This is a genomic window from Enterococcus sp. AZ101, assembly GCF_050499005.1.
GTDB classification, from domain to species: Bacteria; Bacillota; Bacilli; order Lactobacillales; family Enterococcaceae; genus Enterococcus_L; species Enterococcus_L ureilyticus.
In genome coordinates this window covers 1,340,455-1,364,040 of sequence record NZ_JBMHEZ010000001.1, presented here as the reverse complement: position 1 = coordinate 1,364,040, position 23,586 = coordinate 1,340,455, and the positions used below count along the sequence as shown (strand labels likewise).

Annotated in this window: 25 protein-coding genes; 1 reads left to right on the top strand and 24 read right to left on the bottom strand. The window is 37.1% G+C overall.

The genetic code is table 11. The features are described from left to right. Positions 1 to 411 precede the first annotated feature (411 nt). Entirely contained in the window at positions 412 to 849 is a 438-nt protein-coding gene (gene nrdI / locus IGJ50_RS06510) for a class Ib ribonucleoside-diphosphate reductase assembly flavoprotein NrdI (RefSeq protein ID WP_429949528.1), read from the top strand. Between the two features lie 70 nt (positions 850 to 919). Here nrdI and IGJ50_RS06505 read toward each other — a convergent pair whose 3' ends face one another. From IGJ50_RS06505 to cutD, 24 genes are all read right to left on the bottom strand, one after another. Continuing rightward, a complete protein-coding gene (locus tag IGJ50_RS06505; protein WP_429949526.1) occupies positions 920 to 1,891 on the bottom strand; it encodes a diaminopimelate dehydrogenase in 972 nt (323 codons plus the stop codon). 100 nt (positions 1,892 to 1,991) lie between these two features. Next, complete coding sequence (locus tag IGJ50_RS06500; protein ID WP_429949525.1) at positions 1,992 to 3,107, bottom strand: hypothetical protein; 1,116 nt, start codon at positions 3,105 to 3,107, stop codon at positions 1,992 to 1,994. Beyond that, positions 3,100 to 4,221: an ATP-grasp domain-containing protein gene (locus IGJ50_RS06495; RefSeq protein WP_069639935.1), complete on the bottom strand. Its 1,122-nt coding sequence runs from the start codon at positions 4,219 to 4,221 to the stop codon at positions 3,100 to 3,102. Before IGJ50_RS06495 ends, IGJ50_RS06500 begins: the two co-directional genes overlap by 8 nt. A gap of 3 nt (positions 4,222 to 4,224) precedes the next feature. After that, the gene (locus tag IGJ50_RS06490) at positions 4,225 to 5,565 is read right to left on the bottom strand and encodes a F390 synthetase-related protein (protein WP_429949523.1); all 1,341 of its coding nucleotides are present in this window, start codon (positions 5,563 to 5,565) and stop codon (positions 4,225 to 4,227) included. Then, entirely contained in the window at positions 5,546 to 6,388 is an 843-nt protein-coding gene (locus IGJ50_RS06485; RefSeq protein WP_429949521.1) for an MBL fold metallo-hydrolase, read from the bottom strand. The genes IGJ50_RS06490 and IGJ50_RS06485 overlap by 20 nt, the downstream gene beginning before the upstream one ends. Then, positions 6,385 to 7,377 carry a 3-oxoacyl-[acyl-carrier-protein] synthase III C-terminal domain-containing protein gene (locus IGJ50_RS06480; RefSeq protein ID WP_069639933.1) on the bottom strand — a complete coding sequence of 331 codons (993 nt, stop codon included), beginning with the start codon at positions 7,375 to 7,377 and terminating at the stop codon, positions 6,385 to 6,387. The genes IGJ50_RS06485 and IGJ50_RS06480 overlap by 4 nt, the downstream gene beginning before the upstream one ends. A gap of 5 nt (positions 7,378 to 7,382) precedes the next feature. Further along, positions 7,383 to 8,399, bottom strand: coding sequence for an NAD-dependent epimerase/dehydratase family protein (locus tag IGJ50_RS06475; RefSeq protein WP_429949519.1), 1,017 nt, complete (start codon positions 8,397 to 8,399; stop codon positions 7,383 to 7,385). A gap of 142 nt (positions 8,400 to 8,541) precedes the next feature. Further along, complete coding sequence (locus IGJ50_RS06470) at positions 8,542 to 10,383, bottom strand: ABC transporter ATP-binding protein (RefSeq protein ID WP_207121339.1); 1,842 nt, start codon at positions 10,381 to 10,383, stop codon at positions 8,542 to 8,544. Positions 10,384 to 10,399: 16 nt separating this feature from the next. Then, positions 10,400 to 12,781 carry an ABC transporter ATP-binding protein gene (locus IGJ50_RS06465; protein WP_429949517.1) on the bottom strand — a complete coding sequence of 794 codons (2,382 nt, stop codon included), beginning with the start codon at positions 12,779 to 12,781 and terminating at the stop codon, positions 10,400 to 10,402. Continuing rightward, positions 12,781 to 13,227, bottom strand: a complete 447-nt coding sequence (locus IGJ50_RS06460; RefSeq protein WP_429949515.1) for a MarR family winged helix-turn-helix transcriptional regulator — start codon at positions 13,225 to 13,227, stop codon at positions 12,781 to 12,783. The genes IGJ50_RS06465 and IGJ50_RS06460 overlap by 1 nt, the downstream gene beginning before the upstream one ends. A gap of 313 nt (positions 13,228 to 13,540) precedes the next feature. Beyond that, on the bottom strand, positions 13,541 to 14,872 hold the full coding sequence (gene nox / locus IGJ50_RS06455; protein WP_429949513.1) for a H2O-forming NADH oxidase: 1,332 nt from the start codon (positions 14,870 to 14,872) through the stop codon (positions 13,541 to 13,543). An 80-nt stretch (positions 14,873 to 14,952) separates the two neighbouring features. Next, complete coding sequence (eutM, locus tag IGJ50_RS06450) at positions 14,953 to 15,234, bottom strand: ethanolamine utilization microcompartment protein EutM (protein WP_025868624.1); 282 nt, start codon at positions 15,232 to 15,234, stop codon at positions 14,953 to 14,955. 20 nt (positions 15,235 to 15,254) lie between these two features. Continuing rightward, on the bottom strand, positions 15,255 to 15,917 hold the full coding sequence (locus IGJ50_RS06445) for a phosphate propanoyltransferase (protein ID WP_429949511.1): 663 nt from the start codon (positions 15,915 to 15,917) through the stop codon (positions 15,255 to 15,257). A 21-nt stretch (positions 15,918 to 15,938) separates the two neighbouring features. Then, positions 15,939 to 17,459 (bottom strand): acetaldehyde dehydrogenase (acetylating), encoded by a 1,521-nt coding sequence (locus IGJ50_RS06440; protein WP_429949509.1) that lies wholly within the window; start codon positions 17,457 to 17,459, stop codon positions 15,939 to 15,941. A gap of 10 nt (positions 17,460 to 17,469) precedes the next feature. Continuing rightward, complete coding sequence (locus tag IGJ50_RS06435) at positions 17,470 to 18,003, bottom strand: BMC domain-containing protein (protein WP_429949507.1); 534 nt, start codon at positions 18,001 to 18,003, stop codon at positions 17,470 to 17,472. A 3-nt stretch (positions 18,004 to 18,006) separates the two neighbouring features. Then, the gene (locus IGJ50_RS06430; protein ID WP_429949505.1) at positions 18,007 to 18,615 is read right to left on the bottom strand and encodes a cupin domain-containing protein; all 609 of its coding nucleotides are present in this window, start codon (positions 18,613 to 18,615) and stop codon (positions 18,007 to 18,009) included. 15 nt (positions 18,616 to 18,630) lie between these two features. Further along, positions 18,631 to 18,894, bottom strand: a complete 264-nt coding sequence (locus tag IGJ50_RS06425) for a EutN/CcmL family microcompartment protein (RefSeq protein ID WP_207121344.1) — start codon at positions 18,892 to 18,894, stop codon at positions 18,631 to 18,633. Then, a complete protein-coding gene (locus IGJ50_RS06420) occupies positions 18,888 to 19,181 on the bottom strand; it encodes a BMC domain-containing protein (RefSeq protein ID WP_069639923.1) in 294 nt (97 codons plus the stop codon). Before IGJ50_RS06420 ends, IGJ50_RS06425 begins: the two co-directional genes overlap by 7 nt. 131 nt (positions 19,182 to 19,312) lie before the next feature. After that, positions 19,313 to 20,152, bottom strand: coding sequence for an ethanolamine utilization protein EutJ (eutJ, locus tag IGJ50_RS06415; RefSeq protein ID WP_429949503.1), 840 nt, complete (start codon positions 20,150 to 20,152; stop codon positions 19,313 to 19,315). Then, positions 20,124 to 20,687 carry a hypothetical protein gene (locus IGJ50_RS06410; protein WP_429949501.1) on the bottom strand — a complete coding sequence of 188 codons (564 nt, stop codon included), beginning with the start codon at positions 20,685 to 20,687 and terminating at the stop codon, positions 20,124 to 20,126. Before IGJ50_RS06410 ends, eutJ begins: the two co-directional genes overlap by 29 nt. Continuing rightward, positions 20,675 to 21,829: a 1-propanol dehydrogenase PduQ gene (locus IGJ50_RS06405; protein WP_069639920.1), complete on the bottom strand. Its 1,155-nt coding sequence runs from the start codon at positions 21,827 to 21,829 to the stop codon at positions 20,675 to 20,677. The genes IGJ50_RS06410 and IGJ50_RS06405 overlap by 13 nt, the downstream gene beginning before the upstream one ends. Positions 21,830 to 21,843: 14 nt before the next feature. Continuing rightward, positions 21,844 to 22,275 (bottom strand): EutP/PduV family microcompartment system protein, encoded by a 432-nt coding sequence (locus IGJ50_RS06400; RefSeq protein WP_429949499.1) that lies wholly within the window; start codon positions 22,273 to 22,275, stop codon positions 21,844 to 21,846. Further along, entirely contained in the window at positions 22,272 to 22,616 is a 345-nt protein-coding gene (locus IGJ50_RS06395) for a BMC domain-containing protein (protein ID WP_069639918.1), read from the bottom strand. The genes IGJ50_RS06400 and IGJ50_RS06395 overlap by 4 nt, the downstream gene beginning before the upstream one ends. 19 nt (positions 22,617 to 22,635) lie before the next feature. Then, entirely contained in the window at positions 22,636 to 23,586 is a 951-nt protein-coding gene (gene cutD, locus IGJ50_RS06390) for a choline TMA-lyase-activating enzyme (RefSeq protein ID WP_069639917.1), read from the bottom strand.

The following is a 23,586-nucleotide window of genomic DNA, read 5'->3' as shown; positions in this document are numbered from 1 at the left end:
CTGAAAAAGTAAAGATGCACGTATGTTTCTATTTTAAGTGGAAAAATTCTTTGAGCTTAGCACATACATCCCAAGCTCAAATTTTATCATAAGTATTGTTTTACTTAATCTTATAAAATACCAAAATAGGTAGCGATCACTTTAGCAATCAAAAGAAAGATTATCGTTGCTGCCGTGTATTTTCCTGGGGTCTTTATATGTAAGGAAATAAGGATTGATAAATAATAGAACAGACGAAATAAAGTTTTAATCTAATTGTCTCATTCTAATCTAGAAAAAAGTTGTAAACTTGGTTATTCTTTATTATAGTTAGAATAAGAATGAGGCAAAATGCACCTCACTCTTCGTTTCCTATTTTTCTGTCAGAGCTAAACGAGTTCACTCCACTTTTAGTTTAGGGAGGTTTTAAGTTTGAAGATCCTTTATATATCAATATCTGGCAACACGCGTTCTTTTGTTAAGCGTCTTGCTGAATACGCTTCTAAGCAGTATGCTATACAAATTGACGTACAAGAAATTCATGAAAACTCTGTTTTTGAAGATGAGGAAAGTTCTTTTTTCACTTTTGTTCCAACTTATTTAGTTGGAGGAAATGGCTTAGATAATGGTGATACGGAAATTTTAACAGACACAATGCGAGAGTATTTGGACTTTCATGAAAACTTTCGTTATTGTTTGGGAGTTGTCGGTAGTGGTAATAAAAATTTTAATCATCAATATTGTCTAACTGCTAAACAATATGCTCAAAAATTTAATTTTCCTTTTTTAGCAGATTATGAACTTCGTGGCACACAGGAAGACATAGAGTACGTTTTAAATACGTTGATTGAGGCAACCGATAAGCATTAACTATTTTTAATTCGATTACACAAAAAACAGAGAATCTTATAAATAAGAATTCTCTGTTTTTGGCTGATTTCTACAATAATTCTTTCCGTAATTCCTCGTCTGTTCGAGGTGATAAATACTTCGGCGGAATATCCAAAACAGTATATGCACCAAATTGTTTTTCTTTTGCTAAGCGAACACACGCTCTCGCATAGGCTACCAATACACTCGCAGTAAATTCTGGGTTACTTTGTAAGTCCAAATTGTATTCGATAACTTGTTTGGTATTTTTATGTGTTATTCCAGTGTGAAGAACCGTTCCGCCATGAGGCATTGCTTTGTGTTCTTGGTCTAGTTCACTCTGTGAAATAAAATGAACTTCTGTATCATAATCAGCAAAATAATTTGGCATCGAGATGATTTCCTCACGAATTTTTTCTTCCTCAGCACCCACTTCCAATACCACAAAACATTCTCTAAAATGTTTATCACGAGTCGTTAAAGTCAATTGTTCTCCAGCTTTTAGTTTTTTAATAACTTCACTATTTGGAATGGTATATTGAACAGCATCTATTACGCCTTCGATTCGTCTTAAAGCGTCTGAATGTCCCTGACTAACACCTTTTCCCCAAAATGTGTTTGTCTCTCCAACTGGTAAAATACTTTGCGCATATAAACGATTTAAGCTAAATAAACCAGGATCCCAACCAGTCGAAATGATTGAAGTCGTTTGATTTTCTTTTGCGACTTGATCCACCTTGGTAAAATGTTCTGGTATTTTCGCATGTGTATCGAAACTGTCAATGGTATTGAATAAATGCGTCCATTCTGGCGTTTGTGTGGGTAAGTCTGTTGCTGAACCTCCGCACAAAATACAGACATCAATGTCCCCTTTTTTTAATGTTAGTTGATCCATTGTAAAGGCTTTTGCGCCTTCTGTTTGAACACTTTCCGGAGTTCTTCTTGTGTAAACACCTACCAGTTCCATATCATCATTTTGTTTGATTGCGCGCTCAACCCCACGCCCTAGGTTCCCATACCCGATGATAGCTACTTTTATCATACTTACATTCCTCCACTTCTATAGAATGAATTATACCAAAATAAAAGATTCCCTGACAATAACCCTTAAGAAATTTGATCAGCTTTTCCGCTTACTCTTGTTAAAATACTTTTTTTTTGCTTATACGGATTAAAATCTTATTCAGCTTCTGCAATAACCAAAAAGAACAAGTGTAACCTTTAGCTGAAGGTACCCGTTTATAGTAAATATACTCTGGAAAATATTCAGCCCCTCTTGAAAGCTTAAAGGGCCCCACTCCTGAACTCATATGAAATATCTGCTGGTCATTCACACGAAGGAGCGTAAAATACGTTAATAATCGATAAATACCAGCCTCCTTTGGATAACTCAAATCATAGCCTAAAATGGGAACGGTCAAGACGCCGTCAAAAGACCAACTCATCGTGACTCCAATCAGTTTTTCATCATCAAAAATGCCTATAAATTGAGTATTTTGAGCATCTGTCATCGCTTCAATAAACACAGTTGTATACAGCGGATTGATCTTAGAGTATTTTGAAATATACAATTGCGAGTATAGTTCGATAATCCGTTCAGTATAGTTTTCTACATCAAAGTCTATTCGTATATCAAACATTGTGTCCTTTGCCAATTTACAGTCTTTTTTGAAACTCTTTTTGCGTTTGATTACTTGGGCTTGATGTGCAATGAAAACCTGTCGTGATATAAAGGGTTGATAGTCTAATACATCCAGATGTTCCATTAGTTCTTGATTTAGAAAGCTATTTTGTGAACGATAAACAATCGTTTTATTTGGGAAATGTTTATTCAAAAGAAGCTCGATTGCCTGTACTTCTTCCAGCGTAAAATTTGGAAAAAGGTTTGTCGATACTAAATAGTTTCCTACATAAACGGCTTCATCTATTTTTTGAGGTACAATCGTCTTTAATAGTCGGAAAGCCCCTGACAATAGTTTTTGCCCTTTTATCTCAGTCAACGCTAATTCTTCTTGGGCATAATCTAAATATTGCGCTCTTAAGGATGTCGGATATGTTTGTCCTGCCTGAAACTGTGCATCCACAACCAAAATAAGCTCTTTACCAAATTCGATTGCGTAGCAAGTGGCATTCCTACAGTTTTCTATTAGACTGGAAACATCATGGGTTAGAAAGGTTCGAATATAACTATATAATGGGTGCTGAGTCAATTGACATTTAGAAAAATCGGTTTTTGAATACAAACGAACGTCATTCATCCGATCCCTCCGTTCCCTCATTTTTATCTACTTGATACGAAATATCCTGTACAACAAAATCGGTTATGCTTAATTTTTGTTTTTTTGCTTTAAGAAAATATTGAGCTAAGACCCATGGCAGCATCAGCCAGGTCTGCCAAACAAAGGCTTCCGCCAAGACATCTTGTGTTTTAAGATAAGTCGGATATGTTTTTCGCCAGTTTTTTTGTGTGATTATTTTACCTAGCCAAAGCAGTTTGATTCCATAAGATGTCGTTATCCTTTTGTTTATTTCTTTGACAGGCGTATCTAAAAGGCCTGCAATGATCCGTTCATTATCCAAAACAGCACCAAACGTTAGACGTGGGTTACATTCAATCGGATAAAAGGTTGTGCCATCAAACATAAAATCAAAGCTAAAAAAACCATTTTGGCTTAAATGTTGACTCAAAATTTCAATGATCTGCGTTAATTTAGGATGCTCAAACGGTACATACGTAATGCTGGCAAAGTTTTCGATTCCTAGATTTGTATCATAGGCACAAGCAGAAATCAGTTGACCGTTTTTGAGCATCAGTGAGAGACAGATTTGCTGTCCTTCAATTTTTTCCTGTACGATATAGTTTTCAGAATCTATCGTAGTAATAGCTTCTTCAGAAAAGAACACAGATTGACCAAAGCGCGAATAGATAGGCTTGACTAATTGCTTAGAAAAATCAACAGCCTGTGCCACATACAACTCACTTTTTGGTACTAACAATCCAATCGCTTCACACCAAGTGATAAACGTCAATTTATTGTGTAGTGTATTTAGTAATTCTTGTTCACCAATCAAAAAGCTAGTCCCCCTATGTTGGATCTCTTCTTGAAGTAATCCATAGTAAAGGGTTTCTTCATTTATCGGTAAAAGAAGATCGATGGCATTTCTCTCTATAAAAGATAGAACTTCTTTTCTAAAAGTTTCAAACTGTTGCGCGGGTGGTGCAATCACTTCAATTTTTGTGAAAATATTTGTATAATTGGCAAATGTTGGACTAAAGTGTTCCAGCATATACATTTCATGACCCATCTGCTTTAATTTCTGCCCAAAAAACAGCGCCAAAGGGGAACGCCCCCCTGTTAAAACTATACGCATCCATTAGTCACTCCTTTTTACGTATGAGATAACACGCCGCATTTTCTTACCATACTCATTGGTCAGGTTACCAATGCTTACATTTATGTTGATCCGAGTCTGTAAGCTTGATGGAAATACTTTGTTTAACTGATCTATAACGATTGGAATAATCGTTTGCTCAGAACTAGCTGATGATAACTCTAATTTAAGATCAATACGTTCTTTTGTTTGCTGAATGCATTGAAATTGTAGAATTTTATCACTACTCCGTGCTATTGCATAGCGGATGAAGTCTGGAAAAACAATCTGCGCTTCATTCTCAACATAGAAAATAAAGCAATCATCTTCTCTGCCTTCAATTTTCTCTAGTGCAATAAATGAGCTACCACAAGGACATGGTGTTTTACGCTCAATCAGGATATCAGTATGACGATAACGGATCAATGGTTGTGTGGTTCGGTATAAATCCGTTATGATTGGAATAAATCGATTAGATGTTTCAGAGAGATATTCTTTTTCAATAAACACAATGTCCTCATTTAAGTGTAATGTTCCATGATGACAACTGATGCCTAGGAATCCTTCTGTTGCTTGATAAATTTCTTTTAGACGACAGGATAAGCTTGTTTCAATGTATACTCGATCCATTTCTTCTAGTACTTCTGCAATACTGAATACTTCTTTTAGCTTGTATTCTAATGAATGATCTCCATAAAAAGCAGCGATCAAGCGCAACATAGAAGGTTGCGCTACAATAACGTTTGGCTTCAGTTGATCAAGTCTAGCTAAATTTTCATCGATAGGATTCATCAAGTCAAAAAAATGCAGCCGAATTTTGCCCTGATTGATTGTTTCATATAAATTATTATTGGCTCGCATGAAAAATGCAATGACAATCGTTTCTCCTCGAAATTTCCGTCGATCAATCGCTTTTTTCATCATCGCTGCTGACCATTGGATTGTTTCTTGATCACTCACTAAAAAAACGCCTTGGTTTCCTGTCGTACCAGAAGAAAGGCCAACGGAAATCGTTCCGATTTTCGGTGCAAAATCTCGATTTTCTTCTGCCTTTAGAGCCACTTGCTTCGCCTGTTTTAATGAGATTCGTTTCGTGTTCAATGTATCGAATTCATTCATCATCACGTCCTTGTTGATTATCGGAAACTGATCGTAAACAATTTTACCAGATTCATTTACAAAACGACTATAAAATGGGGATTTAGGAACAATTTTTTCTAAATGTTTTTGTAATCGTTTCTTTTGATAATGATGAAATTTTTTTGGGCGCTTTTTGCTTAAATAATCCTGATAAGAAAGGTCAATATACGTCCTCAAAAATGGTTTAAATTTCTTGATATCCAACGATTGCGCCTCCTCGTTTTTGGTTCCATTCAAGTAGCTGAGAAAGCGACGTTTCACAATGAGATAAGAAAATGGGCAGCTCTGGCTGTTGTTCATGGATCTGAGCTAAACAGGTTATATCTTGTTTCATCTGAGCAAAATTATGAACAATTACTTTTGTTAATCTATTTGGCAGCCGACCTTCGGTAATTGATTCTAAGTGCCAAGCAACATCGATTGCTAACAATACTGGCCCTTGAATCGTTTGTAGATAAAAAATAAATTGTCCTAAAGCATGTCCAGGCATGTTAATTGCACAAATACTTTGATCACCAAAAAGATCATGCGCATTCAGTTTTAACTCAAAAAGTTCTATCAACGGAGCTGCTTCAAAATAGTTCATTTGCTCAAAGTATTGCGGTAATAATTCCCGAAAAAAACCTTGACGTAATTGCATAATACGCGGCTTTTTTTTTAATTGCTCAATAGCAGATGATATCTTTAGTTTACGATAGTTTACTTCACAGATACCGCCAAGGTGATCCGGATGAAAATGGGACAAGAATAGCCAATCATACTCTGATTTTAAAAACATTTGTTGTTCCACTTTTTCCTGCTCTTTTTCTATGAATAATTTTCCGTAAACAGCTTGGGGCAGTTTTTTTAATCGAGATAAAAAGTGGGTTCCATAGCCGGTATCAATCAAGATTTTCCCTTTGGTTTCATGTTCCAGCTCAATACAGTAAATGGGGTATTCTTTTTTTTGGAAAGAACCACCTGCCATTGTCAAAAATGGCCGTTGTCTGGCAGATCCTGTTTTTATTATGTTGATATGACGGATCATCGGCGATTCACCTTCAATAATTGTCCCCCAATTGACATCCCCGCACCTGTTCCTAATAAAAGTACCAACTTATCTTGAAATTGGTCTTCTCGTTTTAATAAATGTTCGAATGTAAACGGGATTGATGCCGCAATTGTATTTCCAGTTTCTTCAATAATATCAACCATTTGTGTGTGCGAAAATTTAGCCATTCGCGCAGCAATTTTCATACCAGGACCACTAGCTTGGTGAGGCACAACAAAATCAATTTCTGAGACTTCTGTACTGCCTTCTGATAAAAGTTCGCCAAGAAATTCTGGCAATTTACGGCGCATTGCTTTAATTAATTCAAAACCATCCATATGAAAATAGCGGTCTTGTTCATGCTCAGGAATAAAATCAGCACTCCCACCCGCTTTGATCTCGGCACTATGGGCATATTCGGGATATGTCATGAATTTTGCACTCAACACTTCTACGTCATATTGTGCCTTTGGTTGTTCAGCCGTAGAAAAAATGAAAGCGGCACTAGCATTTCCAATCAAAGCGCTACTTTCAAATTCAGTTGGATCAAGTGCATCATCCCCAGCTTCAGCTGAAACAACTAAAATCGTTTTATATTTACCTGTTTCAATAAAAGCTTGTGCGATTTCGCAAGCACTAATAAAACTCAAGCAGGTTGCATTCACATCAAAGCAGGGAATCTGATGATTCTCTGCTAAAAAATGCTCTGCAATCAAGCTAGCCGTACACGGAATTGGCTGTTCAAATGTACCTGAAGCACAAATCATAATATCTAACTCTTGGTAATTCATTTGTGCATCCTTTAGGGCCGCTCTGACAGATTTTGCCGCCAATTTGGATGTTCCCTCATCGTAAAAATGACGTTTGGCAATGCCTGTTCTTCGTTTTGTTTCTCCTGGTTCCAGCCCAAACTGCTGATCGATTTCATTTGATAAAACAACTCTTTCAGGCAAATAACTGCCTGACCCAACGATTGTAAAGTTCATTTTTTTCACCCATCCAGTTTCATTTTATAATCCGTAATATATTTTTGGATTCCTTCATCGATCGTCATGATCGGTTGATACCCTAATTTCTCTTTTGCAAAACGAATATCCAATGTTTGGCTATAAGCCAAAATACTGACCGTATAACGTGTCAATAGCGGTTCTTTTTTTAGTTTGAATAAATAATGGAATTTTTCTAATAAATGTGCAATTTTATAAATAAACTGTTCATTAAATTGACGATAATGGACCTCTTCACCCAAAAGCTGAAAAATTCGATCAATCAGTCGTTTGAAAGAAATAGGCTCATCATTCGTGATATTAAAAATGCAGCCATTTATTCCATTTGCCTCAACACATAGTCTGAGGGCATAGGCAACGTTTTCTACACATGTTAGGTCCATGATATTGCCTTGCCCATTACGAAATAATGGGATGCCAATTTTTTGATTGACTGCCATCAATCTAGGAAAGATACTGGTGTCACCAATTCCAAACAAGCCTCTAGGGCGAACGATTACGAGTTCAATCTCTTCTTGATAGTGATGAAGTAGCCTTTCCGCTTCGATTTTTGTTTGAATATAATTATTTAAATACGGCGGATCGAAGGCTTTATTCGTTAAATCTACTTCTTTAATGTTAAAGTCGTCATTGCATTTAGCGTAAATACTAGGAGATGACACAAACACCAAGCGTTTTACTTGTTTGGCAATTGAAGCCTCGATTACGTTTTTTGTTACTGCTACATTTGCTTCGTAAAAATCTTCATATGGTCCATAAACTGTTGACAGCGCAGCACAATGTAGACACGCTGATACCTCTTTAGGCCACAATCTAAAAACTTCACTTCTATGATTTAAATCTAGCATTAAAGGTGTAATAGTATATTCTTCCTCTAAAAAGTCCAACTGAGCTTTATTTCTACCAACTGCAATCACATCATAATGTTGTGCAACTAATTCTTGAATAACGTACTGACCTAAAAAGCCTGTTGCACCCGTGACAATTATTTTTTCTTTCACATGCTCCCCCTTAAGCTTTTTTCTCTTATACACTATTGATCAGGTGATACACGTTCTATTTTATCATAGATAAAACACTATAATCTATAAACAAAAAGCCAGAAATGACGGTAGGAAGTCATTTCTAGCTATTTATCTTATTTTATTCATCCAACTCTTCAAATTGTGAATTGTAAAGTGATGCATAATAGCCACCTTGAGCAAGTAATTCCTCATGAGTTCCTTGTTCTTTGATATCACCATCTTGCATATAAAGAATTTTATCTGCATCTTTGATGGTTGACAATCGGTGAGCAATAACGAATGATGTACGCCCCGCCATTAAGTTGTTCATGGCGCCTTGTATCAATCCTTCCGTTCTTGTATCTACAGAAGAAGTCGCTTCATCAAGAATCAAGATTGGTTTATCTGCTAAAATTGCACGAGCTATTGTTAATAATTGTTTTTGCCCTTGAGAAATATTGGAAGATTCCTCATTTAATTCCATGTTGTAGCCACCAGGTAATGTTTGGATAAAGTGATGAACATGAGCGGCTTTGGCTGCTTCATATACTTCTTCATCCGTTGCATCTAAACGACCGTAACGCAAGTTTTCCATGATCGTTCCTTTGAATAACCAAGTGTCTTGTAAAACCATTCCAATATTTTTACGTAAATCTGCACGGTTAAAGTCTTTAATATTATGACCATCGATTTTAATCGCACCAGATGTCACATCGTAAAAACGCATTAATAATTTGACCATTGTGGTCTTACCAGCGCCTGTTGGACCAACAATTGCCACGGTTTGACCTGGATCAACATGTGAACTAAAATCGTTGATAATGATTTTATCTGGTGTATAACCAAAACGAACATGGTCAAAATCGACCATTCCTTTGGCTTTATCGATCTTAACAGGATTTGGTACAGTTTGTGCTTCCTCATCTTCTTCAAGAAATTCAAAAACACGTTCAGCAGCGGCAGCCATTGACTGAAGTAAGTTAGAGACTTGAGCCAATTGAGCAATAGGTTGTGTCAAGTTACGAACATATTGGATAAAAGCTTGAATGTCCCCAACGGTAATGGTTCCGTTATAGGCCAAGATCCCACCAAAAATTGCCACTGCAACATATCCGAGGTTTCCTACAAAGTTCATGATTGGTTGCATCAAACCAGAAAGAAATTGAGATTTCCAGGCTGATTTGAATAGGATATTATTTTGTTCTTCAAATTCATTCAAGGAATTTTCTTCATCATTGAATAAACGTACGATATTGTAGCCGCCAATTGTTTCTTCCACTTTACCATTGATCACCCCAAGATATTCTTGTTGGGTTTTAAAGTATTTTTGCGAATTTTTCACAACAATCATAATTAAAATCATTGAAATTGGCACAATCAAAATGGCAATACCAGTCATTTGCACAGAAATCGAGAGCATCATGACGATAACCCCAATAATGGTAAAGACGGATGTAATCAATTGTGTGATTGATTGGTTCAATGATTGTCCTAAGGTATCCACGTCATTGGTAATGCGAGACAAGACTTCTCCTGTTGTACGACTTTCAAAGTAATTCATTGGCATGCGATTGATTTTTTCTGAAATTTCTTTACGCATCCGATAGGTTATTTTTTGCGAAATCGTTGACATGATCCAACCTTGGATGATCCCAAAGGCTGAAGCTGCTAAGTAAAGACCTAACATGAATAGTAAAATCCCGCCGATTTTACTAAAATCAATCCCGCCAGTCCCTTGATATTTTTTAATCAAACCATTGAATAATTCTGTGATCGCTTGTGATAAGATTTTTGGGCCCCAGATATTAAAGATGGTTGACGCAATTGCAAAGATCATTACAAAGAAAACAGGTATTTTATAAGCACCAATATAGGAGATTAATTTTTTTAGTGTTCCTTTAAAATCTTTAGCTTTTTCCACTGGAGCGCCATTTCCAGGTCCGCGTCCGCCACGAGGGCGATTTTGTGTTTGTTCTGCCATTATTTTTCGCTCCTCCCTACTCAGCTTCTTCTATGCCTAATTCAGCATTGCTCAATTGTGATTGGGCAATTTCTTGATAGACAGTGGATGATTTCATCAATTCATCGTGTGTTCCATGATCTACAATGCGACCTTCATTTAATACAATAATGTTATCTGCATGAAGAATTGTTGAGATTTTTTGGGCAACGATGATTTGTGTGGCGCCTTTGATATTTTCAGATAAAGCTTTACGTAATGCCACATCAGTTTTATTATCGAGTGCAGAGAATGAATCATCAAAGATCAAAATTTTAGGATTTTTCGCTAAGGCACGAGCAATTGATAGACGTTGTTTTTGACCACCAGAAACATTCGTTCCTCCTTGAGAAATTTCGCGATCATAGCCTTTTTCATTTGAATCAATAAATTCTTCTGCTTGTGCAATTTCAGCTGCTTTTCTCATTTGTTCATCTGTTATGTCTGCATCACCAAATTTAATATTAGAAGCAATGTCACCAGAGAATAGAATCCCTTTTTGAGGCACAAATCCAATAATTTCATGAAGCTTATGCAAACTCATTTCGCGAATGTCGATTCCATCAATCGTGATTCGTCCGCCAGTTACATCGAACAAACGTGGAATCAAGTTAACGATAGTTGATTTACCTGAACCAGTGGAGCCAATCAAAGCAGTTGTTTGACCTGGTTTAGCAGTAAAGTTGATATGATGCAAGACATCTTCATCCGCATCTCCATATCGGAATTCTACCGCTTCAAATTTCACTTCACCTTTAAAGTCATGGTCATCTTTAGGGTGTTCAGGATCTTTGATAGTTGGTTCTGTTTCAAGTACTTCTTCCACACGTCCAGCAGCAACGTTGGCACGAGGTAAAATAATTGAAACCATTGATAACATCATAAAGGCCATCACAATTTGCATTGTATAGGTGATAAAGGCCATCATATCCCCCACTTGGAGTTGACCGTTATTCATATTATGTCCACCGACCCACACGATCAAAACAGAAATACCATTCATCAATAACATCATGACAGGCATCATGATAGACATTGCACGGTTAACAAATAATTGAGTTTTCATTAAATCAGTGTTCGCACGATCAAAACGTTTTTCTTCGAATTTTTCACGAGAAAACGCACGGATAACAGGCAAACCAGTAATGATTTCACGAGAAACCAAGTTTACTCTATCGACTAATTTTTGTAATGCTTTAAACTTAGGCATTGTTGTTAATAGTAGGCTACCTACCAAAACTAACACAGCGGCAACTGCCACTCCGACGATCCAGCCCATGCCTGTTCCTGTTTGATAGACGTTGTAGATCCCACCAATACCTAAGATCGGAGCATATAACACAATGCGCATGATCATCACGATCCCCATTTGCATTTGTTGGATGTCGTTCGTATTACGTGTGATCAATGAAGCAGGAGAAAATTTCTCCATCTCAGTATTCGAAAATTGTAGTGTGCGTTTGTATTGTCCTACCCGTAAATTTCGACCAACTGATGCAGCAACTAATGAAGCAATCAATCCTACAATGATCGCAGCTATAGCTGATACAAGAGTTAAAAGAACCATTTTTGTTCCGGTTTTGACCATATAATCTGTTTGAATTTGTTGGGTATTCATATCTAGTGCTTTATATTCAGCTAATGTTAGTTGAATGCCCACAGTTTTCATTGAATCTGCACCGAGATCACCTAAACTTTTTTCTGTTGCTTTACGAGCGGCTTCAACTTTTGCTGGCATAGCTGCTGTCTTTGTTTTGATTGAATCTGCTAGGTCTTTTGCTGCTTCACCTTTTGCCTGTGCTTGGGCAGCTAATTCTTGTGCTTGCGTTCCTTCTTGGGTTGCTGTAGCAATATCTGTTGCAGAGGCAGCTGCTTCACCTGCCGCTTTTGCCTGTTCTCCTAAAGCTGTTGCTTCTTCCCCAAGTTGTTTTGCCTTAGCTGCATCTTCTCCAATCGCCTTATAGTCTTCAATGATCGCTTTGGCTTCACTTCCACTAGAAGAATCTTTTGATTGAGATGTTCCTAACATCATCATTGGCAGGTTAAAAATATCTGCAAGCTTTGCTTTTGTCATATTGTCTTGAAGATTTAATTGATACACTTCAACTTCTTTGCCATCGATTTTTTCAGTTGTTTGTTTATAATTGTCTTCAATCGTTTTCTTCTCATCATCCGTCATAAACATTTCAATTCCCTGAAGAGTTGTTTTTCTAATCTTTTCAGGTGTGGAGTATTCAAGCCCTCCTTGTTGAATTCCGACATCAACGATTCCCGATGTTAACTTTGGTAAGCTTAAATCACTATTTGCCTGTACAACTAAAAGCACAAGAACTGCGATGACCGCATACCAGTATTTGCCGAGATATTTAAAAATCTTCACTATTGGTCACCTTCCTCTTTCCGGGAAATTTGTTGGGAGTAGTCTACGAATTTCGCAGTTAGCTCGATGAACTGTTTTGTGTCCGGCTCTCCCATCAATTTAAAAATTTTAACAATCTTATCGCGCATTTCTTTTTTTTGCAACTTGGCTGCTTTTTTGCCACAATCCGTTAAAGTGACATTAATACGGCGACGATCATTTGGGTCCATATTGCGCTCAATTTGACCTTTTTTTTCTAAACTACCTAAAACAACTGCAATACGAGCGCTAGACAAATTAAGCGATTCAGCTAGATGTTTTGGGCTAGTCGGTTTGCCATGACGAGCAAGAAATTTGATGACAATACTCTCACCTTGATTACTCTTTTCCAGTCTACTAAATGCGCTATGTCGATTTTGAACCATTAAGCGCATCAGCTCTTGTTCGGCCTCTTCTGCGAATGACATATGACTCCTCCTTCTTTCAAAATAATTACTTTCACAACTAATAGCTAACAGTGTTAGTAACTAATGCTATTTGATATTAATGCAAATACCTTTCGATGTCAATAGAGTTGATTTAAAAAATAAAATAAATACGGTTTCATTAAAAAAAACTAAAAATTCACGATATTTTCGATAGAAATACTCCTTGTTTCAGAGAAAAATAGAACCGCCGATAATCAGCGGTTCTAGACTAAATTCTTCAATTTCTGATAATTTTACCGATGCTACACCTTACTCGTAATTCATTAGACAGGCCCGTTACGGTATAAAACAATTATTTTGCATTTAAAGCAGCCATCGTAATATAATTGTAGGGTTGATTAAAATGTGGTAAAAAGAATAAATCTAGCAGTTTTAGTTCATCAATAGTCATGCTCTTTTGGATCGCAAGAGAGAATAGATGAATCGCCATCGAAATATCTGTACGTGACGACATTTGCGCCCCGATAATACGACGACTTCCTTTTTCATAAACAATTCGGATCGAAACCGAATCATTATCATTCATAAATGCTGGTTTTTGCAAATCAGTATAATCTGTATACAAAACTTCTATCTGATATTTTTTTGCAGCTTCTAATGAAAGACCAGTAGAAACCATGTTCAAGCCAAAAATAGAAATTCCATTTGAACCTTGAACCCCGATGGATGCAAGTGAAGTGCCACCAACATTATGGCCTGCGACAATGCCCGATCTTACAGCATTTGTTGCTAAAGCAATATAAGTAGTTTTCCCTAACGCATTAGAGTAGAGAGTCGCACAATCTCCCACTGCATAAACAGATGGATCACTTGTTTGCTGGTATTCATCAACAAGATAAGCGCCATTTCCAAACAACTCTAGATGATTTTTACCTAAGTCATTATTTGGTAAAAAGCCAATAGCATTAATCACTAAATCAACAGCATATTCCCCTTTGTTCGTTACAATTGCTTCAACTTTCTCTGATCCTTTGTAGGCAGTGGCGATTTCATCAAAGTGTAGTTCGATCCCATTTTCGGATAAATTAAGATCCATTTCAGCTGTAAAATCTGGATCATAATAGCTGGACAAAGAACGTGGTGCGCCATCGAAAAGTAAAACGTCTTTTCCACGTCTTTTAATGGCCTCAGCAATTTCAACACCTATATAACCTGCGCCTATAACCGCAACTTTTCTAATGGAAGCCATACCAACTAATTGATCCACTATTTGACCATCTTGAAACTTTTTCAAAAAGTGAATATTTTCTAAAGTATTCCCAGGTATCTGCGGTGTAATTGGGATTGAACCTGTTGCTAAAATCAACGTATCATAGTTTTTACAAAAATGAGAGCCATCACTTGCTTTGCAAAAAACTTTTTTATCGTAAAAATCGATTTGCTCAACAGCGGTTTCTAAATAAACATTTGCTCCTTTTGCTTCAAATTCTTCTTTATTTGTATAAAACAATTGTTCATATGATTCGATTTGCCGACCTACCCAGAGTGCTGTTCCACAGCCTAAATAACTAAGATTAGAGTTTTTATCGATCATGGTCACTTCTTGATCTGGATAATTTTCCAACAGTGCATTGGCTGCAGCAATACCTGCATGGTTTGCGCCAATTATAATTGTCTTTTTCATGTAATGTCTCCTTTTATTGAATAAAAAAGACGAAACACATAAATTTTTGCTGTGTTTCGCCTTTTTCAGAATTTTATTTGTTACGCTTGCGTAATAGGCAAGATATTTTCAACTTCTGAGTGTGGACGAGGAATTACGTGGACTGATAATAGTTCACCAACACGTTGGGCTGCTGCTGCACCTGCATCTGTGGCAGCTTTGACAGCACCGACATCGCCACGTACCATCACGGTCACAATGCCACCTCCAACTAATTCTTTTCCTACTAATGATACGTTAGCTGCTTTGACCATTGCATCTGCCGCCTCAATTGAACCAATTAATCCTTTTGTCTCGATCATTCCTAGTGCATCTGATTTCATTATAATTTCCTCCTAAGATTCTATATGTTATTTTTTTTGATCACAATTTCAGTATTTGGCGTTATTCCTAATGCATTGGCTTCTTCCGTATCAATGTGGCATTCTAAGCCAGAGTTCTCAACTGCGCGGATAATGACATTTGCTAAGGTCCCGCCTCGTTCTCCTGAAAACTCGATTGTTACGGGTTCACCATCACGAACACCAAATTGAGTAGCTTCATGTGGCAGCATGTGAATATGACGTTTTGCAACAATCGTACCTTCAACAATTTCTGCCGATCCTTTAGGACCAATAAGTGTGACATTACCTGATTCAGCTAAATCTCCGGATAAACGCAACGGGGCTTTCACTCCTAATTTAAACGAATCGCTTTGTAAAATTTCAACTTGTGTTTTTTTTCTTACTGGCCCTAAAATGCGAACCTTTTCAATCGCCCCTCTTGGCCCACAAACCATTACGGTTTCTTTACAAGCAAATTGTCCTGGCTGAGAAAGATCCTTTAATTTCGTTAATTGATAGCCATAACCAAATAATTTTTCTACATCTATTTGGGATAAGTGGATATGTCGATTTGAAATTCCTACTGGAATCTTTTGAGCGCTTGATAATATTGGAGGTTGTGTTTGGTTTGGTTCAGCCAATTTTTCCATCAATTTACCAAGTAGCTCTTCATAATTGTCCAACTTTATCACTCCTTTTTTCAATTAGTTCATGTTAGCTAAAACTTGGCGGACGACATTTGCCAATGTTTCTATATCTGCTTCGTTCGTTTTATTCGTATCGATAGGCGTTGAGATTGCTTTTTTGACTTCAGCCATTTCTTGTACTTCTGTTTTTTCATAAGTAAAGGTTGGATCATCCTCTATTAAACTCGTGACATCCTTTAACCCATACGCAACTTTTTTGATGTTTAGTAAATGTTTTGGTCCAACATTTTCTGAAACTGAACTGCCGCCAAAAGTGCCGCAGCCTAAGGTAAATGAAATTGGTAATCCTGTACTGATCCCGGTTCCTCCTTGGCTTCCACCTGTATTTACTAAAATTCGTGACGCAGGCTTAGCTGCAAATTTCAACACGATATCACGATTGTTAGTGTGCAAGCTCATCGTATGTCCAATGCCATTTTGTAACAATTCAATACTTAAATCACATGCTTCTTCCCAGTCATTTACAACATAAAAAGCTAAAACAGTCGTTAGTTTTTCAAATGATAAAGGATAGCCTTCACCAACGCCACCTTGGGGACCAATCAATACTTTGGTTCCTACTGGAACAGTGATTCCTGCTGCTTGTGCAATCACGTTCGCACTACGACCAACAAATTTAGCATTCATGGCATAACCATTTTTAAAAAGTAATTTACATACTTTTTCGGTTTCTACTTCTGACATAAAGTAGCCACCTTGTGCTTTTAATTCTTGCATAACAGCTTCTTTATTGATTTCTTCGCAGATGATTGATTGTTCTGATGCACAAATTGTCCCATTGTCAAACGTTTTTGACGCTATGATTTTTGCTACAGCACTTTTTATATCGGCCGTCCGCTCAATATAAGCGGGAGAATTACCAGCGCCAACACCCAATGCTGGTTTTCCCGAACTATAAGCGGCTTTCACCATTCCAGGACCACCTGTTGCGATGATTAGACTCACTTCTTTTGCATGTAATAATTCATTTGTTCCTGCCATCGTTGGAACAGCTAAGCAACTGATAATCCCTTCTGGCGCTCCAGCCGCTACAGCAGCACGGTTCAATAGATCTGCTGCTTTTTTGGTACAGTTGACTGCCGTTGGATGTGGCGAAAATACAATTGCATTTCTTGATTTCAACGCAATCATTGCTTTAAAAATAACTGTAGAGGTTGGATTAGTTGACGGGATGATACCGAGAACAAGCCCCACTGGTTCTGCTACATCAAATGTACCTTTTTCAGTATTTTCTGCAATGATTCCGATAGTTTTCTCATGTTTGATCTCTTCATATAGTAATTGAGATGCCGCATGATTTTTATAGGTTTTATCCATTACTTTGCCGAAACCAGTCTCTTCTACTGCCCTTTCAGCTAAACAAATAGCATATTTACTTGCTGCATTCTTCATGTTTTGTAAAATTTGATCAATTTGTTCTTCTGAAAAAGTTGCAATTTGATTTGCCGCTGCTTTTCCTTTACGTGTCAAATCACGTGCTTCTTGAACAGAACGTAGATCTTTATCAAACATTTCCATTTGTATTCCTCTATTCGTCTATTATTAAAATGTCACTTAGCGCTTTTACTAATTTTTCCTTATTTGTACGGTGAATATTTTTTTGTGGGATACTAAAATTAGGTTGCTCTTTCGCTAACTTTCTCAACTCTGTTACTTTCATTTGTTGGAGTTTGTAACGGACTATTTTTTTTTTATCTGTTTCAACAATTTCGGTGTTTTCTATTTGATCACTTGTTTCTACTACAACTTCTTCTCGTTCATTTGGTTTTGACTCTGCTACCTTTTGAATTTCGTCTACAAAAGTTGTCGCTTCTATATGTGGTCGGGCAATGACATGGGAAGCCGTTAAAAGATCTTCACCCAAACGTTGTACGCTTGCATCGCCTGCTTGTACAGCTGTTTCCACAGCTGCCACATCACCAGAAATCAAAACCGTATTTAAACCGCCACCAACCTGTTTTTTACCTAAACAACGAACTTCAGAAGCTTTTAGCATTGTATCTGTTGCCTCAATCAAGGCTATTAGTCCTTTGGTTTCAATCATGCCAATCGCTTGCTTCATATGTTACCCCTCACTTTTAAATTTTCCAGATAGAATGGTGACTTTGCTTGTTGTCGACCAGCAAATAGCGGAATGTTTCGGAGTAAAAACAATGTCGCCTTGATATGCATCATACGTTATGCCGTCAATGGTTACATGAAGTTCGCCATTTACCACGTAGTTTACTGACTCTAGCCTATCTTCTTGATAAAACTGACTATTTTCGATTTCTAAAATTCCAAGCTCGAAATTATTTTCTTCTGATGTTAAAATTTCTTGATAACGTAGCCCGTTATTCTCATTATTTAATGGCGACAATTTAACTGTAGAACCGCGAATAATTTTTAAACCACCACTATGTTCTTGGTATTCAAAGGGCGACTCAGTAAAATCTGTTATTCCGGCTTCCTTCAATAGTTTTTTTAATAACGTCACTAAATACTCTTTTGAGACTTCTTGTGTGTTTGCTAAGAGATTTTTATTTTCAGACACACCCATTTTAAAGCTCATCTGATAATCTTCTGCTAAATCTTTAGCTGAAGGTGTGATTATGGTCTCTTTGTCTATACAAATAACTTGTTCTTTTTTGCTGTGGAGTTTTTCAATATCTTTTGCACATATCAATTTTTTCATTTTGTCACACTTTCTTTAAACAGATTCACAACTTTCATCAATGATTCCAATAACTGCTGCGTCTACGGGGATAGAATCATCTTCTAACATGCGTCTGGCTGCTGATCCTGTAGCAATGATTACTCGGTCACCGATACCCGCACCAATCACATCACAGACAATCATTCGCTCCCCTTCTCTAGAGCCACCAGTGACTTCTGCAAGCATTAGTTTTAATCCATTTAATTTTTCTGATTTTCGAGTTGCCCAAATTGTGTCCATCAATTTTGCAGTTACCATAAGCGATTATTTTCTTTCTTTTTAATCTCTTCCATTGCTGCAATAACCGAAGCTGTATCCCCAAAAATAGCCAACAAAATCATATTTTGAGGGCAACTCCCTCGAATATCCTCAACTGTAACACCCACTGCTTTTTCGGCAATATCTGCAGCACAAACCATTTCAATCAACTTCCCTTGAACTAGTCCTACAGCATCAGGAACGCCTAAATTATCTTTTGAGCCCTTGCGACGATTTAAAATAGCTAATGTTCCTTCACTTGGCGACTTAATAATGCGACAATCCATTTAGATTCCTCCTTATTTTAAAAGCAAAACAAATCGCTTAATCCTGTAGAAAATTAGGAAATTGGCATTGAAACGTTCTTTGTTTCACTGACGATTTGTCTATTTTCATAAGGATTGATTTGTGTAGCTAGCTATGTTAAAACTTGATTGGTACAACTCATAGCAATCCCAAGCGGCGTCACAAACATTGGATTCATTGGTTTATATGTTGGGATTCCTGTTGTCTTTTCAATAATCGTCTCTATATTCTTAAGACAGGCTGTACCGCCAACCAAATAGATTCCTTCTACTTTGTATCCTTGCGTTTGCTGAATAATAATTGAAGAGATCTTCTCAATTACCGGCTTTAAGCTAGTCAATAATTCATCATGATTTTTCCCATTTCGTTTATACTTTTCAGCTGCTTCAAAAGTAAGCTTATATGCTCCAGCAATTACTAAGGATAAATGTGTACCACCTGTTGCTTCATCCGCTACTTTAACGACTTGCCCATTTTCTACAATAGAAATACCTGTTGTCCCTCCACCAATATCAACGACTGCACCATCAGTTATTTCTAATAATTGATTAGCTGCTGTTGGTTCATCCAATAAGTTTGTTAATTCAAATCCAGCGCTTTGAACAACGTTTTTAATGACCCCGCCATCCAACTCATCTGTACCAGGCGGTAATGAAGCAGCAGCATACACTAATTCTGTCTTCAATGTTTGTTCTATTTCCTCTTTAAGTTCTCGAACAAGTTCAACTGCACCAATATAATCAATGACCATCCCATCGCGGACCACATCTGCGTATCGATAAGCTCCTGCTACAGGCACATGATTTTCATCTAACACAGCAAGTACAACACAAGCAGTTCCTAGATCGATTCCCGTATAGTAAGTTTTTGACCGTTTTTTTTTCGGCTTTTTTATGACTTCTTCAAACGCTGCAACAAATTGATTACACGTTCTCATTGAATGTTTTTTCATTTGTTTCTCCTACTAATTGTTTCTTTAGATCATTTATTTTTTGATTTGCTTCTATTAGTATCTTGCTGTATTGAGGATATTCAGCTTGGATCAAATGGATCATGCCATAAATTTTCTTTAGTTTGATTAATAATAACCCTCGTTCACTAAAAATATAAACTGCATCCAATTGAAATTCTTCTGTTTTTTCTAGACTAGCTTCTTCATCTGACACTACTTTTTCTAGTGCCGGAAGCAGCGTTTTTTCTATGTCGATGATTTTTTGACTCACATTCAACTGCTGATCTATCGCTAAACGAGCGGCTTCAAAAAGTTCTGAAGATAAAATTTCTTTATAGCCAGTCAATGAGTTTAATTGACGTTCAGTAGCGTTATCTTTCTTTCTTAGTTCTGCCTCAGACATTATTTTAATTCTCTTATCTAAAAGAAATTGCTTCGCTCCAGGTGTTAGGCGTAACTGATTATTTAAGTAAAATTGTGTAAATGGTTCTTTTTGAAAATCCATTCTAAGTTCACTTTCTGTCACAAAATGCATTCATAACCACCTCTTAGCAACCTCTTATATAATTGTTCTAATTCCTTATGGGTCGGTTTTCTTGGATTAGTCATCGTACATTTATCTTCCATAGCTTTTGTTGCCATTTCTGGAATCGCCGCTAAATATTCTTCTCGATCAATGCCATATTCTGTAATTACATTGGCTACATTTAACTGTTTCAACTGACGATTCAAGCCGTTGATCATTGCATGAACGGTTGCTTTCGGGGTTCCTGCTTGAAATCCTAAGATACCTGCAATTCTTTGATAAACTGCTAAGCTAGGAATTTCTTTTTCTAATTCTAAACCGGCATTGTAACGAATAACATGTGGTAATAATAAGGCATTTGCTCGACCATGAGCGATATGAAACTTTCCGCCTAACGCATGCGCTAAACTGTGACAAATTCCTAATGACGCTTCACTAAAAGCGATACCAGCTAAACAAGAGGCATTATGAACACGTTCTCGAAGTATTAAATTTTCCCCATCATTGACTACAGCTACTAAGTCATTCCAAATGATCTTCATGGCTTTTTCGCTTGCTGCATCCGTAAAATCGGTTGCAGCTGTTGATGCCAAAGCTTCTATACAATGGGTGAACACATCGATACCTGTATCAGCTGTCACATTTTTAGGTACGCTAATGGTTAATTCTGGATCTAAGATTGCCAAATCAGGAATCATTTGATCTGCTACAAGTGCATATTTGCTATCATTTTTAGGATCTGAGATAACTGCAAAAGAGGTTACTTCGCTACCTGTTCCGCTTGTTGTTGGAATACAAATCAGCCGAACCGTTGCCTTTTTCTCTGCGCTGGTATAGATATGACGAATCACCTTAGCCGCATCCATCGCTGAACCGCCACCTATCGCAATTAAACCATCCGGTTGTAATTGAATCGCTGCCAGCAAGCCTTTAGTGACAACCTCAATTGTTGGGTCAGGTACAATCTCTGAGAAAACACTACAACAAATATTCTTCTCTTGTAGTAACTGTTCGATCTGATTAACCGTACCATTTTCTTCCATAAATGGATCACAAATAATCAATACTCGTTTAAGAGCAAGAGTTTGTACTGTTGCCAACGCATCAACACCTGTCACAATTTTAGTAGCCATTTTAAATTGCTTTAACATTTACGCTCCTCCTTTCATCTAATTTCTTCAACAAATGCCCTGATCTCTTCCTTATTTATATGCAGCCAATATTGTTGTTTTATACAACCAATTTCTTCTAACATTTTTTTTGTAATTATTTTTTCATTTACTGTATGTTCTTTTTCCTTATACATTACAACACCTATTACAGGAACTCGAAGTGCGTGAGCAAAGTTTGGAGGGTAACTTTTTTTTATGCTAGGAATCGGAACTAAAAATAACGCCTTGCTCGCTTTTTGTTGTAATGAAATAATATGTTTATGCATCCAGGGACTTTCTAAATAGGAATTTGGAACAATGATTGTTTCATTGGTATATAAGATATTTGCTACTTTGCGAATTGGTTGCTCAGAATCTTCAATCGCTTGTGCAATTATGTGATTATGTTGCTGATTTAGTCCGATAATCAAAATACGTTTCTTCATGTTCTACTCACTGGAACGATATCGTAATTTAATTTTTCTTTCAAAATAGTTACAACAGCTTTTAAAGCTACTTCAACACTTTGAACATCCCCATTGATCAATACCGAGCCTGTAAAGCGATCTAAGAAACCAACATTAATACCAGCGCTTTTTCCTGCTACATCTGCCGCAATAATGGCAGCTTCAACGGGGGAAATTGTCAAGATGCCAATTGCCCCCTCCGCTTCAATGCCTAGTGATTCATAGACTTCTGGAATTGGTGAAGCAATAACATGCGCTAAGGTTACTTGTTTTCCTGGAACGGATTCTTCAATAACTCGCTTTGGCGCGTTTTCTTCCATAATGATTACGCCACCCTTTCTAATGACGGACAACTCGAACTGGGAACTCATACTCTTTGATCCATCCTTCAATCCGATCTAAATCTTCTTCTGATAATGATGGGTCTCCAGCTACTGGATATTCCATGCCTAGTTGGCCATATTTATTGACGCCTAATTTATGATAAGGTAATAAATCGATACCTAAAAAATTGGGATATTCTTTATATGGAAGTAAAAAATCAATAATTTGTTGAATCTCATCATGGCTATCATTGATCATTTTCAACATTGGCATCCGAATCTGAACTTGGTGTCCAGCCTTTAAAACTTCTTGTAGATTTTCTAAAATCTTTTCATTACTGATACCTGTTAATTCATTATGTCGAACTGGATTCATATGCTTTAAATCAAATAAGAATAAATTGACATATTCAGCTAATGCCAATAATCGCTCCATCCTTGAATGACCACATGTTTCTATCGCAGTATGGATTCCATCAGCTCGACATGCTTGTAATAAGGCTAGTGCTGCTTCTGGCTGTGCTGTACATTCACCGCCGCTAAGGGTTACCCCACCACCAGATTGTTCATAAAAAGCATCATCTTCATGAATGACTTCCATTAATTCAGAAATTGTTTTGATTTCACCAGTAATATTTAGAGCAGCCATTGGGCAAACATCAACGCACGCGCGACAGCCATTACAGGCAATATCGCGTCGTACTTGATGATGATCGTTTTCATCCATGTAATGAATCCCCATCGGACAGACTTCTACACACGCACGACAATCACTACAGACGCTTTCCTTATACATTACTTCGAATTTTCGTTCTAGTCCTTCAGGATTGGCGCACCACTGGCATCTTAAGGGACAGCCTTTGAAAAAGACGATCGTGCGAATCCCTGGACCATCGTACAAACTATATTTTTGTACATTAAAGATCATCGCTTGTCGTTCAATTGTCGTTGTGTTTTGAGTCATCAT

What these genes read in the sequence shown, in the direction of transcription:
- IGJ50_RS06505 (WP_429949526.1), bottom strand. Translation starts at nt 1,891, where the DNA reads ATGATAAAAGTAGCTATCATCGGGTATGGGAACCTAGGGCGTGGGGTT.
- IGJ50_RS06500 (WP_429949525.1), bottom strand. Translation starts at nt 3,107, where the DNA reads ATGAATGACGTTCGTTTGTATTCAAAAACCGATTTTTCTAAATGTCAA.
- IGJ50_RS06495 (WP_069639935.1), bottom strand. Translation starts at nt 4,221, where the DNA reads ATGCGTATAGTTTTAACAGGGGGGCGTTCCCCTTTGGCGCTGTTTTTT.
- IGJ50_RS06485 (WP_429949521.1), bottom strand. Translation starts at nt 6,388, where the DNA reads ATGATCCGTCATATCAACATAATAAAAACAGGATCTGCCAGACAACGG.
- IGJ50_RS06480 (WP_069639933.1), bottom strand. Translation starts at nt 7,377, where the DNA reads ATGAACTTTACAATCGTTGGGTCAGGCAGTTATTTGCCTGAAAGAGTT.
- IGJ50_RS06470 (WP_207121339.1), bottom strand. Translation starts at nt 10,383, where the DNA reads ATGGCAGAACAAACACAAAATCGCCCTCGTGGCGGACGCGGACCTGGA.
- IGJ50_RS06460 (WP_429949515.1), bottom strand. Translation starts at nt 13,227, where the DNA reads ATGTCATTCGCAGAAGAGGCCGAACAAGAGCTGATGCGCTTAATGGTT.
- nox (WP_429949513.1), bottom strand. Translation starts at nt 14,872, where the DNA reads ATGAAAAAGACAATTATAATTGGCGCAAACCATGCAGGTATTGCTGCA.
- eutM (WP_025868624.1), bottom strand. Translation starts at nt 15,234, where the DNA reads ATGAAATCAGATGCACTAGGAATGATCGAGACAAAAGGATTAATTGGT.
- IGJ50_RS06440 (WP_429949509.1), bottom strand. Translation starts at nt 17,459, where the DNA reads ATGGAAATGTTTGATAAAGATCTACGTTCTGTTCAAGAAGCACGTGAT.
- IGJ50_RS06435 (WP_429949507.1), bottom strand. Translation starts at nt 18,003, where the DNA reads ATGAAGCAAGCGATTGGCATGATTGAAACCAAAGGACTAATAGCCTTG.
- IGJ50_RS06430 (WP_429949505.1), bottom strand. Translation starts at nt 18,615, where the DNA reads ATGAAAAAATTGATATGTGCAAAAGATATTGAAAAACTCCACAGCAAA.
- IGJ50_RS06425 (WP_207121344.1), bottom strand. Translation starts at nt 18,894, where the DNA reads ATGGTAACTGCAAAATTGATGGACACAATTTGGGCAACTCGAAAATCA.
- IGJ50_RS06420 (WP_069639923.1), bottom strand. Translation starts at nt 19,181, where the DNA reads ATGGATTGTCGCATTATTAAGTCGCCAAGTGAAGGAACATTAGCTATT.
- eutJ (WP_429949503.1), bottom strand. Translation starts at nt 20,152, where the DNA reads ATGAAAAAACATTCAATGAGAACGTGTAATCAATTTGTTGCAGCGTTT.
- IGJ50_RS06410 (WP_429949501.1), bottom strand. Translation starts at nt 20,687, where the DNA reads ATGCATTTTGTGACAGAAAGTGAACTTAGAATGGATTTTCAAAAAGAA.
- IGJ50_RS06405 (WP_069639920.1), bottom strand. Translation starts at nt 21,829, where the DNA reads ATGTTAAAGCAATTTAAAATGGCTACTAAAATTGTGACAGGTGTTGAT.
- IGJ50_RS06400 (WP_429949499.1), bottom strand. Translation starts at nt 22,275, where the DNA reads ATGAAGAAACGTATTTTGATTATCGGACTAAATCAGCAACATAATCAC.
- IGJ50_RS06395 (WP_069639918.1), bottom strand. Translation starts at nt 22,616, where the DNA reads ATGGAAGAAAACGCGCCAAAGCGAGTTATTGAAGAATCCGTTCCAGGA.
- cutD (WP_069639917.1), bottom strand. Translation starts at nt 23,586, where the DNA reads ATGATGACTCAAAACACAACGACAATTGAACGACAAGCGATGATCTTT.